This is a genomic window from Arthrobacter sp. lap29, assembly GCF_032458965.1.
In the GTDB taxonomy this organism is placed as follows: domain Bacteria; phylum Actinomycetota; class Actinomycetes; order Actinomycetales; family Micrococcaceae; genus Specibacter; species Specibacter psychrochitiniphilus.
Genome location: NZ_JAUCEK010000044.1, coordinates 1 through 707, shown reverse-complemented (window position 1 = coordinate 707; position 707 = coordinate 1). Strand labels below are relative to the sequence as shown.

The following is a 707-nucleotide window of genomic DNA, read 5'->3' as shown; positions in this document are numbered from 1 at the left end:
CCTTCTCGTTCGCACTCGTCAAACGAAGTGTTGCTAGTGTGGCGATGTGACCACTCGTGTTGATCAGTTTCTCGCCCACCTTGACCGTCTAAGCGGAGGGATTGAGCCGCGGTTCTTCCCTGTCGAAACCACACATCCCGGCTTGCCCGGCGTGACTGTAATCGTCTATGACGACATTCCCGAAGCCGGGTTTCTCACTGGCATCAGCTACGGCGTTAGCCTGGCCGACCACCCCCATTGGCAATTCGGCAGGCCAGAGCTGTGCATCAGTGTGAAGTCCGATGATCTCAGCTGGCCGCTTGCCCTCGGGCACATCGGAGAGGTCCAACGTGGCGACAATCCATTCCACTACGGCGACACGATCAACTTCGGCGAGAGGATCGCTCCCGATTCCGAAATGTCCGCCTTTGTTATCTTTGCACCCGCTGTTCTGGACCGTTCGGGCTACTCCGACATTAACGTCGGGGAGGCTCTGCCAGTCAACATTTGCGGCCTCTATCCGATCTACGAAACAGAGCGCCGATATATCCACGATCACGGACTTGAGGCCTTCTGGAAACTCGACTGGGACCCATCTGATGTCAGCCGGCCGTCCGCCGTCTGACAAGCCTAGGAGGCGAGATACGCGTCCGATGGTTGACCCGCCTTTCACGAACGACCCATTTTGATCGGGAAAACGCCCCCATCAAGCTGGACGTCCCGCATAC

Annotated in this window: 1 protein-coding gene; it reads left to right on the top strand. The window is 57.7% G+C overall.

Features of this window, described 5'->3' with window-relative positions; all coding sequences use genetic code 11:
- The first annotated feature begins 46 nt into the window (after positions 1–46).
- Complete coding sequence (locus RY113_RS18440; protein WP_315915838.1) at positions 47–604, top strand: suppressor of fused domain protein; 558 nt, start codon at positions 47–49, stop codon at positions 602–604.
- Positions 605–707 lie beyond the last annotated feature (103 nt).